Origin of the sequence: Streptomyces ureilyticus (assembly GCF_011045025.1) — a bacterium.
Lineage (GTDB): Bacteria > Actinomycetota > Actinomycetes > Streptomycetales > Streptomycetaceae > Streptomyces > Streptomyces ureilyticus.
Map to the genome: position 1 here is coordinate 1 of NZ_JAAKZX010000280.1, position 10,252 is coordinate 10,252.

Consider the following 10,252-nt stretch of genomic DNA (forward strand, 5'->3'; position numbering starts at 1 on the left):
CGCTGAAGTGGCGGGCTGGGGCGTCGAGTTGGGGGGACTTTTTCTTGTTCACGGCATTGAGCGTGGCGGTGCATGTTTACCGTGAACAGTGACGACGCCGATGCGTACGGTGACTGTCCGGGCCTTGTCCGCTGTTGTCCGGGCTGTCGGAACGGGCCGTAGGGGTACGGGCGTTGCGGCACGGAGGTACGACGGAGGGTGCGGTATGTCGGTGGACGGCGAGGTACGTCGGCTCAAGAGCGAGGCGGATGAGCCGGGTTGGGAGGTCGACCCGGACGACGACTGGGGCCTGGCGGTCATCGCGACCGTGGGGCGGCAGCTCAGGCTGCGGCGGGAAGCGGTGGGGATGCGGGCGGCCGAGTTCGGGGTGGCGGTGGGGTACGGGGAAGACCTCGTCTACAAGATCGAGGCCGGGAAGCGGATCCCTCGGGGTGAGTATCTGGACAAGGCGGACGATGTCTTGGATGCGGGTGGGCTGATCGGCGATGAAGGAGGACGTGGCGAAGGTCCGGTATCCGAAGAAGGTTCGGGACCTCGCACAGTTGGAAGCCAAGTCGGTCGAACTTCAGCTCTACGATCCGCTGAACATCCACGGGTTGCTGCAGACGCCGGAGTACGCACGGGGGCTGCTGCTGATGCGGCGGCCGGCGTACACCGAGGACGAGGTGGAGCGGTTCATCGCCGCGCGGGTGGCTCGCAAGTCGGTGTTCGAGCGGGATCCCGCGCCTGAACTCAGCTTCGTCCTGGAGGAGTGGACGCTTCGGCGTCCGCTCGGAGGAAGGGCGCTGTTGCGCGGCCAGCTTGAGCACCTGCTGGAGGCCGGGCAGTTGCGGAACGTCGAGCTTCAGGTGATGCCGATGGATCGCGAGGAGCATGCCGGACTGGCCGGAGGTATCGAAGTGTTGAAGTTCGCTGACGGCTCGGCCGTGGGACGTTCGCCGGAGGTGGCCACTGGCCGACCGGTCTCCGATCCCAGGCAGCTCCGTATCCTTGAACTGCGGTATGGCATCATCCGGGCTCAGGCTCTCACCCCGCGTGAGTCATCGGCCTTCATCGAACGATTGCTGGGGGACACATGATCCGCAACGCCTCGGCCGGGGGCACCTCCGAGCTGGCGTGGTTCAAGAGCAGCTACAGCAGCAGCAGCGAAGGTGACTCCTGCGTTGAGATCGCCACCTGCCCTGCCACGGTGCACGTCCGCGACTCCAAGAACACAGGCGGCCCCCAACTCGCGCTGGCGCCGGAAGCCTGGGCGGACTTCGTCACGTACGCCTCGGGAAGCTGATCCTTCAGAAGCAAAGGGCCCGGTTACGTCGTACGACGTAACCGGGCCCTCGTGCTCGCGGGCGGAAGCCCTACGCGTTCGGCTTCTCCTCAAGGCGCGGGAAGAGGACCGCGCCCTTCGTCACCGTCGAGCCGGCCGGGAGTTTGCCCCACTCGGCCGCCTCCTGGACCTTCTGGTCCGCGAGGGCGCCGAGGGAGGCGTCCGCGCCCAGGGAGTCCCAGAGCTTCTGGGAGGTGTCCGGCATGATCGGGTTCATGAGGACCGCCACCGCGCGCAGGGACTCCGCGGCCGTGTAGAGGATCGTGGCGAGGCGAGCCCGGCCCTCCTCCGACTGGTCCTTGGCCACCTTCCACGGCTCCTGGTCCGAGATGTAGCCGTTGACCTGCTTGACGAAGTCGAACGCCGCCAGGATGCCGCCCTGGAAGTCCAGCTCGTCGCCGATCTTCCGGTCGGCCTCCGTGACCGCCTTGGCGAGGCCGTCGCGGATCGCTGCCTCCGCCTCGCCCGCCGCCGTCGCCTCGGGCAGAGTGCCGCCGAAGTACTTGCCGACCATCGCCGCGACGCGGGACGCCAGGTTGCCGTAGTCGTTCGCCAGCTCGCTCGTGTAGCGGGCCGTGAAGTCCTCCCACGAGAAGGAGCCGTCCTGCCCGAAGGCGATGGCCCGCAGGAAGTACCAGCGGTACGCGTCCACGCCGAAGTGCGACGTCAGGTCCTGCGGCTTGATGCCCGTCAGGTTCGACTTGCTCATCTTCTCGCCGCCGACCATCAGCCAGCCGTTGGCGGCGATCTTGCCGGGCAGCGGCAGGCCGTTCGCCATCAGCATCGCCGGCCAGATGATCGCGTGGAAGCGGAGGATGTCCTTGCCGACCAGGTGGACGTCGGCCGGGAAGGTCGAGTCGAACTTCTCCGGGTTCTCGTTGTAGCCGACCGCCGTGGCGTAGTTGAGCAGCGCGTCGATCCATACGTAGATCACGTGCTTGGTGTCCCACGGGACGGGGATGCCCCAGTCGAACGTCGAGCGGGAGATCGACAGGTCCTGAAGGCCCTGGCGTACGAAGTTCACGACCTCGTTGCGCGCGGACTCGGGCTGGATGAAGCCCGGGTTGGCCTCGTAGTGGGCGAGCAGCTTGTCGCCGTACTCGCTCAGCTTGAAGAAGTAGTTGTCCTCCTTGAGGAGCTCCACCGGCTTCTTGTGAACGGGGCAGAGCTTCTGGCCCGCGTACTCACCCTCGCCGTCGAGCAGCTCTCCGGGGAGTTTGTACTCCTCGCAGCCCACGCAGTACGGGCCCTCGTAGCCGCCCTTGTAGATCTCACCCTTGTCGTGAAGGTCCTGGACGAACTCCTGCACACGGTCCGTGTGCCGCTTCTGGGTGGTGCGGATGAAGTCGTCGTTCGCGATCTCCAGGTGCTCCCAGAGGGGCTTCCAGGCCTCCTCCACGAGCTTGTCGCACCAGTCCTGCGGGGATACGCCGTTCGCCTCGGCGGTGCGCATGATCTTCTGACCGTGCTCGTCCGTGCCGGTGAGGTACCACACCTTCTCACCGCGCTGGCGGTGCCAGCGCGAGAGCACGTCGCCTGCGACGGTCGTATAGGCGTGGCCCAGGTGAGGAGCGTCGTTGACGTAGTAAATGGGGGTGGAGACGTAGTACGCCTTCTCACCCTGCTTCTCGGATCCAGTGGCCGCCATGGTCGAAATCCTACTGGCCCCATGGAGATCGACTCACACGCGTTTCGGGGGGCGGACAGGATGCCGGTTCCCGGTCCTGTCCGCCCCCCCCGGCGGCTGTGCGACGAGTGTGCGGCGCGTGTACCGCTACAGGCGCCAGTTCGCCAGTACGCCCTCGTAGAGCTCCTGGTCGGTCAGCTCGAGTGGGGTTTCGCCGGCCAGGAAGTGGGCCGTGTTGTCCGTCTTGAGCTTGCGGAGGTAGTCGAAGGCCTTGTTCTGCGGGTCGCCGAAGGCGATGAAGGAGAAGAAGACGGCGGGGTGCTTCTTCGCCGCGTCCGTGAGGGACTGGGTGGCGGGGGTCCTGGCGTCCGGGGCGCCGTCCGTCTGGAAGATCACGAGGGCGGGGTCCTTGGTGCCGGACTTCTCGTAGTGGCTGATGATCTCTTCGATGGCGGTGTGGTAGCTGGTACGGCCCATGCGGCCCAGCCCTGCGTGCAGGTCGTCGATCTTGTTCTCGTGGTCGGTGAGCGTGAGTTCGCCTGTGCCGTCCACTTCCGTGGAGAAGAACGTGACGTGGACCTTGGCCTCGGGGTCGAGGTGGGCGGCGAGGGCGAGGGCCTGTTCGCCAAGGGCCTGGGCGGAGCCGTCCTTGTAGTACGGGCGCATGGAGGCGGAGCGGTCCAGGACGAGGTAGACCTTGGCGGTCGTGCCGGTGAGGTTGCGGGTGGTGAGGGTTTCGCGGGCCGCGTTGTAGGCGGTGACGAGCGCCTGCGGCAGCTGGGCGGTGTCGACGGGTTCGTCCGCCTGCGCGGCGACCGGAGCCACCTCGGCAGCGGCAGGCTCCGGCTCGGGCTCCGGGCTGACGTCTGCTGCGACGACAGGCTCGGGCGCGGCCGCGGATTCCGGGGTCGCCTCAGCGACGACCGGTTCGGCCTCCGGCGCGGGTGCCGGGGTCGCCTCGGTGGCGACGGGCTCAGGCTTGGTCTCGGCTTCCGGAGCCACCTCGGCGGCGGCCGGCTCCGGCTCCGGCTCCGGCTCGGGAGCGGGCGTCGGGATCGCCTCGGCGGCGGGCGCCTCCTCGGCCTCGGCTTCCGGAGCCGCCTCGGCCACGACGGGCTCTGGCTCAGGCGCAACGGGCTCGGGCTCCGGCTCGACGACCGGCTCCGGCTCCGCCTCAGCCGCCGCAGGCTCCGGCTCGGGAGCCACCTCGGACACCGGCTCCTCAGCGGCAGCCTCAACCTCGGGCTCCGCCTCTGCCACCGGGGCCTCCTCCGCAGCAGGCTCCGGCTCCGCCTTCGGCTCAGCCGCCGCAGCCCTCTGCTCGGCCTCCACCTCAGGCTCAGCCGCCTCAGGCTCGGCCGCCGCAGCCTGGGCCTCCGGCTCAGCCGCGCCCTCCCCGTTCCGCGCCGCAGGCACCGGCACCGTCACGTTGTCGAACGCCGCCGACACCAGGTCATCCACAGCGGAGCCCTTGGCGGAGCCGTTGGGCTCACTCGCCGGTGCGGGCGCCGAAGCCCGCGCCTCGGAAGCCGCCCGTTCAGCCGCCGGAGGCACCTGCTCGGAAGCCGCCCGTTCAGCCGCCGGAGGCACCTGCTCGGAAGCCGCCCCTTCAGCCCCCCGAGGCGCCGCCTCGGAAGCCGTCCGCTCAGCCGCCGGAGTCACCCGTTCAGCCGCCGGAGGCGCGGGCTCGGTTGCCGGTGCCGGCTCCGCAGCCGGAGCCGGGACCGTGGCCGAAGCCCCCCGCTCAGCTGCCGCAGGCACATCGGCACCCTCGGACGTACGCCCCTTGCGTGACTTTCCGAATGCGTTTCGCAGGAGGTTGAGAATGCCCATGAGCGCAACCCTTCGCATGAGTTGTTTCCGTCAATCCCTGGCCAGGACGGACACGTAAGGTTAGCCGCCAGATTTGGAGATCTTCTTCAGGGCCGGAACTCGATCCGAACTCGATCGGGTATCGACCCGGACTGCCGACGTCAGCACAGCATCAGCACGCCGCCAACTCCCTCACATTCACTCCGTGTTCACCTTGCGGCAGTCTTGCCGAACGCGCGTGCCCCTAGCGTCACGCCAGACCCAGGAAATATTGGGAGGGACCGTGCGCAACCTGCTGCCACTGATCGGCTCCACCGGATCGCACCCCGGTGGCCGTTCTGCGATGACGTGTAGATTCCGGTGTGGTGACGCCTGCTTCCACGAGGTGCCCAACACCAGCACCAACGAGTACGTCGGCGATGTCATCGCCGGTGCGCTCAGCCGCCGTTCCATGATGCGGGCCGCCGCCGTGGTGACGGTCGCGTCGGCAGCCGGGGGTGCGGTCGTCGGCGCCGGCGCCCCGGAGGCCGTCGCGCAGACCGGCGAGGGCGCGGCCCCCGCCTCGTACAACAAGGGCGGCAAGGGAGCGCGCGGCCTGCGGTTCACGCCCGTCGCGCCGAACACCGCCGACACCGTGACCATCCCCGAGGGCTACGCCCAGAACGTGGTCATCCGCTGGGGCGAGCCCATCCTCCGCGGCGCCCCCGCCTTCGACCCGGACAAGCAGAGCGCCAAGGCGCAGGCGGGCCAGTTCGGCTACAACTGCGACTACCTGGGGCTGCTTCCGCTGTGGAGCGAGCGCGGCCGTCAGGTGCTCGTGGCGAACCATGAGTACACGGACGAGATTCTGATGTTCAAGGGGTACGACGACGCGAACCCCACCCGCGAGCAGGTCGAGATCGCCTGGGCCGCACACGGTCTGTCCGTCGTGGTCGTGGAGGAGGAGCGGAAGAGCGGCAAGCTCACCCCCGTTCCCCGTCACCCCCTCAACCGGCGCGTCACCGCCACCACCGAGTTCAAGGTCACCGGCCCGGCCGCCGGGTCCGACCTTCTCAAGACCTCCGCCGACCCGACCGGCACCAAGGTCCTCGGCACGCTCAACAACTGCGCGGGCGGCGAGACCCCCTGGGGCACGACGCTGCACGGCGAGGAGAACTTCAACCAGTACTTCGCCAACAGCAGCCGGGCGACGGACAAGCGGTACGGCATCGGCACCGCCGCCTCCGAGCGCAAGTGGGAGCTGTTCGACAAGCGGTTCGACGTGGCGAAGGAGCCGAACGAGGTCCATCGCTTCGGCTACGTCGTCGAGCTCGACCCGTACGACCCCACCTCCACGCCCCGCAAGCGCACCGCGCTCGGCCGCTTCAAGCACGAGGGCGCGACCGTCCGTCTCACGCACGACGGCCGCCCGGTCGTCTACTCCGGTGACGACGAACGCTTCGACTACTTCTACAAGTTCGTCGGCACCAAGCGGATGGCCCACGGCCACAGCCGCCGGGCCCGCGAGCACAACCTGACGCTCCTCGACGAGGGCACGCTGTACGTCGCCAAGCTCACCGGTGACTCCCCGGCGATCGAGATCGACGGCACGGGCAAGCTGCCGAAGGACGGCGAGTTCGACGGCAGCGGTACGTGGATCCCGCTGGCCACCGCCACCGCGAAGGGTGCCGTCTCGCACGTCGAGGGCATGACCGCCGAGGAGGTCTTCGTCTTCACGCGCCTCGCCGGTGACAAGGTCGGCGCGACCAAGATGGACCGGCCCGAGGACATCGAGCCGAACCCGCACACCGGCAAGGTGTACGTCGCCCTCACCAACAACACCAACCGCGGTGTCGGTACGAACGCCAAGGCGGACGAGGCCAACCCGCGCAACGCCAACAAGCACGGCCACGTCCTGGAGCTCACCGAGCGCTGGAACCGGGCCGACAGCACGAAGTTCGCCTGGTCGCTGTTCCTGGTGGCCGGCGACCCGAAGGACCCGGCGACCTACTTCGCCGGCTTCCCGAAGGACAAGGTCAGCCCGATCTCCTGCCCGGACAACGTGGCCTTCGACCGGTACGGCAACCTGTGGATCTCCACTGACGGTGCCCAACTCGGCTACCACGACGGTCTGTTCGGCGTAGCTACGCGCGGTGACCGGCGCGGTGAGCTGAAGCAGTTCCTCACCATGCCGAAGGGCGCCGAGACCTGCGGCCCGATCGTCCAGGAACGCCGCGTCCTGGTCTCGGTCCAGCACCCGGGCGAGATCGACGACGCCACCGTCGAGAACCCCGCGAGCACCTGGCCCGACGGCCCGGGCACGTACGTCCGCCCGTCGGTGGTCGCGGTGTACCGCAAGGACGGCCGCGACATCGGCGTCTGAGCGTCACGTTCTGACGTGTACGGGCATGGGGTGCCCCTCCCCGGAGGGGCGCCCCGATTTATTCGGGGCCTTCCCGGTCTTTTCCAGCCACTCGCGATACCCGGGCGCCTGCAGGGCGACCTCCTCGTACGCCTCCTCCACTTCCGGATAGACGGCGTCCAGCTCCTCCTGCGTACGGGCCGCGAGGAGCAGGCGTACGCCGAGGGGGTCGCCGTGGATGCGGCGTACCGCCATCGTGGGGCCGTCGACGTGGGTCGGCTGGCAGACGGCGACCACCTCGCCCGTGGCGACCAGGGCGTCCGTCGTGTAGTAGTCGCCGTGCAGGACATGCGGGTTGACGCCGGCCGCGCGGAACATCCGCTGCACCGCGTCCCACTCCCCGTCGACCGCCGGGTCGACCATCCAGCGGTCCTCGGCCAGATCACGCAGGCTGACCTCGGGCTTCGCCGCGGCCGGATGGTCCGGTGGCAGCGACACGAACTGCGGCTCGCGTTCCATCAACACGCGTAGCTCAAGCTCAGGAGGAATACGCAGCGGGCTGCCCTCCACCTCGTGCACGAAGGCGACGTCGAGCTGTCCGTCGGCGAGCATGCGCAGCAACGCGTTCGGGGAGACGTCCATCTGCAGGACGGGTTCCAGGTTGCGGGCGCGCAGCCGGCGCAGCCAGCCCGCGAGGGCCCGGCTCGCGGTGGAGCCGATCCGCAGCTGGGGTCCGTCCACGGTGGCGGCGGCGGTACGGGCCTCCGCGACGAGGGCGTGCATTTCGGCCACCAGGGGGCGGGCGCGGCCCAGGACCACGTGGCCGAGCGGCGTCGGGCGGCAGCCGGTGCGTTCGCGGGTGAACAGGGCGCCGCCCAGCTCGTGTTCGATCCGGCGCAACTGGGTGCTCAACGAGGGCTGGGCGACGCCGAGTTGGCGTGCGGCGCGGTGCAGGCTGCCGGTGTCGGCGATGGCGCACAGCGCACGGAGGTGCCTGACCTCAAGCTCCATGGGCTGAGCGTAGGGCGCACTTCTCGGTCACACCAGACGCACAAATCGCCTCCGAAGTGGGCGAGTTGGTGACTGATCTGACTGATAGCGCCGTGCTATCGCCACTTGCCATCATCACAGCGGGCGCACAGGCGTCGACACTCACCGATGACGACGACTCACCCCCCACTCAAGGAGTCATCATCGTGCGCCTGTCCCTGCCCACCATAAGGACGTCCAAGTCCAGAGCCGTGCTGTCCGCCGCGGTCGGACTCGGCCTCGCGGCCGGTGCGTTCGGCGCTGCCCCGGCGTCGGCGGCAACCCCGGCTGCCCCTGCGAACTCCGTCACCGGGTACCACGGCTCGTCCGAAGAGGCCAAGGCCAACAAGGCGTTCTTCGAGGCCGTACTGAAGTCCGTGGCCGAGAAGCGGGCCGCGAACCCGGGTGCCGCCGCGGTCACCGTCACCTATGACGCCTCCGACGCGCCCAAGTTCAAGGCCCAGATAGACCGTTCCACCTCCATCTGGAACAGCTCGGTCGCGAACGTCCAGCTCCAGGAGGGCAGCAGCGCCGACTTCGAGTACCGAGAGGGCAACGATCCGCGCGGCTCGTACGCCTCCACGGACGGCCACGGCGGCGGCTACATCTTCCTCGACTACGCGCAGAACGAGGAGTACGACTCCACCCGCGTGACCGCCCACGAGACCGGCCACGTCCTCGGCCTGCCGGACCACTACGAGGGCCCCTGCAGCGAACTCATGTCGGGCGGCGGCCCCGGCCCGTCCTGCACCAATGCCAACCCCGACGCGAACGAGCGCGCCGAGGTGGAGCGCCTGTGGACCAACGGTTTGGCCAAGGCCCTGCACAAGGTGAACCAGGGCCGGTAGCGCGTGTACGGCCTCGTCAGCCTCGTACCGAAAACCCCATAGACCGCAAGTCGCCACCCCCCACTGGTGTGGGCCGCCCCTCCTGCACAGGGGCGGCCCACACCGCGTTTCAGCCGACAGGCGTCAGTCGCGCTCGTGGAGGGTCACGTCGAGGAGGAGCGAGCGGTGGTCCGTGTTCCTCAGGTTCAGGAAACGGGCCTTGTTCGCCGCGAAGTCCTCGGAGACCAGGATGTGGTCGATCTGGGTGCCGAAGGCTGGGACGGTGCGGGCCGGCCAGGTAGGCGTGCGGGCGTCGCCCGTGAGACGGGCGCCGTCGCGCAGGCCCGTGTCCAGGATGCGGCGGAACGCGGCGTGGTCCTGGGAGGCGTTGAAGTCGCCCGCGAGGATGGTGGGGCGGGTCTTGTCCGCGGCAGAGTAGTCGCGGAGGGCGCGGAGTTCCCGCTGCCAGTCTTCCACGTGGGCCGGGAGCGGGGGCATGGGGTGGGCGAGCTGGACCCTCACCTCGCGGCCCTTCACGTCGGCGGTCGCGCCGGGCATGCCCAGGGTGCCCTTGATGCCGGGGGCCGGTTTGAGGGGGTACCGGCTGAGGATGACGGAGCCGTCCGAGCCGTTCCCTTTCACGGCCTGGCGGTAGGGGTACGTGCCTCTCGCCCCCGGCGCTCGGTCGCCGCCGAAGGCCTGCGTCAGCTTCTCGTCGCAGGTGGTCTCGCACTCCTCGACGAACACGAGGTCCGGCTTTTCGCTCCGTACGGTCTCGATCAGTTCGTCGGTGGCCTGGCCGAACTCCACGTTCGACGTCAGCACGCGCAGCTCCGCGACCGGCGTGCCCTTCGGCTCGCTCGTCTTCCCGTACGGCTCGATGAACCAGGCGACCGCCGCTGCCGCGAGCACGCCCCATACGAGGCCGACGCGCCAGCGGGCGAGGGCGGCGAGGAGGAGGGCGAGGCCGGTGGGGGCGAGCAGCCAGGGCAGGAACGCGATGACCTGCGGTACGGGGGTGATGCCGTCCGTGTCGGCGATGCGGCAGCCTACGACGATGCTCACGCCGAGGAGCAGCAGGGCGGCGATCCAGGCGCCGGCCGCGCGCCCGGGCCGCCGTGCCGCTGGCGCGTCGGCCCACTCGTCTGCCTCAGCCGTAGCAGTACTCAAGTCCGCACCTTCCGTTCTGCCTGAATCCTCCCTCAAAGACGGGGCGGGTGCGGGGAGGGTTCATTTCCCCAGCCCCGCCCCTTCCCGAAACGGGGGGCTGCGCCCCCAGACCCCTACTGCCT

The 10,252-nt window shown here is 69.2% G+C and carries 7 protein-coding genes and 1 pseudogene; 4 read left to right on the plus strand and 4 right to left on the minus strand.

Annotated elements, in window-relative coordinates; genetic code table 11:
• Nucleotides 1-205: 205 nt before the first annotated feature.
• Both G6048_RS43540 and G6048_RS43545 read left to right on the plus strand, forming a co-directional pair.
• Nucleotides 206-1,079: pseudogene (locus G6048_RS43540) on the plus strand (helix-turn-helix domain-containing protein).
• Nucleotides 1,076-1,285 carry a DUF397 domain-containing protein gene (locus tag G6048_RS43545; RefSeq protein ID WP_165345144.1) on the plus strand — a complete coding sequence of 70 codons (210 nt, stop codon included), beginning with the start codon at nt 1,076-1,078 and terminating at the stop codon, nt 1,283-1,285. Before G6048_RS43540 ends, G6048_RS43545 begins: the two are co-directional and overlap by 4 nt.
• A 70-nt stretch (nt 1,286-1,355) precedes the next feature.
• Here the strand turns inward: G6048_RS43545 and metG are convergent, their stop codons facing one another.
• The gene (gene metG, locus G6048_RS43550) at nt 1,356-2,972 is read right to left on the minus strand and encodes a methionine--tRNA ligase (protein ID WP_165345145.1); all 1,617 of its coding nucleotides are present in this window, start codon (nt 2,970-2,972) and stop codon (nt 1,356-1,358) included.
• 126 nt (nt 2,973-3,098) lie between these two features.
• Complete coding sequence (locus G6048_RS43555; protein ID WP_328828711.1) at nt 3,099-4,412, minus strand: VWA domain-containing protein; 1,314 nt, start codon at nt 4,410-4,412, stop codon at nt 3,099-3,101.
• Nucleotides 4,413-5,046: 634 nt separating this feature from the next.
• Here G6048_RS43555 and G6048_RS43560 point away from each other — a divergent pair.
• Nucleotides 5,047-7,125 (plus strand): PhoX family protein, encoded by a 2,079-nt coding sequence (locus G6048_RS43560; protein WP_165345147.1) that lies wholly within the window; start codon nt 5,047-5,049, stop codon nt 7,123-7,125.
• Nucleotides 7,126-7,128: 3 nt separating this feature from the next.
• On the opposite strand, the gene G6048_RS43565 is transcribed toward G6048_RS43560, so the two are convergent.
• Complete coding sequence (locus G6048_RS43565; RefSeq protein ID WP_165345148.1) at nt 7,129-8,115, minus strand: LysR family transcriptional regulator; 987 nt, start codon at nt 8,113-8,115, stop codon at nt 7,129-7,131.
• Between the two features lie 185 nt (nt 8,116-8,300).
• On the opposite strand from G6048_RS43565, the gene snpA reads away from it, so the two are divergent.
• On the plus strand, nt 8,301-8,981 hold the full coding sequence (gene snpA, locus G6048_RS43570; RefSeq protein WP_408056229.1) for a snapalysin: 681 nt from the start codon (nt 8,301-8,303) through the stop codon (nt 8,979-8,981).
• Between the two features lie 123 nt (nt 8,982-9,104).
• On the opposite strand, the gene G6048_RS43575 is transcribed toward snpA, so the two are convergent.
• A complete protein-coding gene (locus G6048_RS43575; protein ID WP_165345149.1) occupies nt 9,105-10,130 on the minus strand; it encodes an endonuclease/exonuclease/phosphatase family protein in 1,026 nt (341 codons plus the stop codon).
• Between the last annotated feature and the right edge of the window lie 122 nt (nt 10,131-10,252).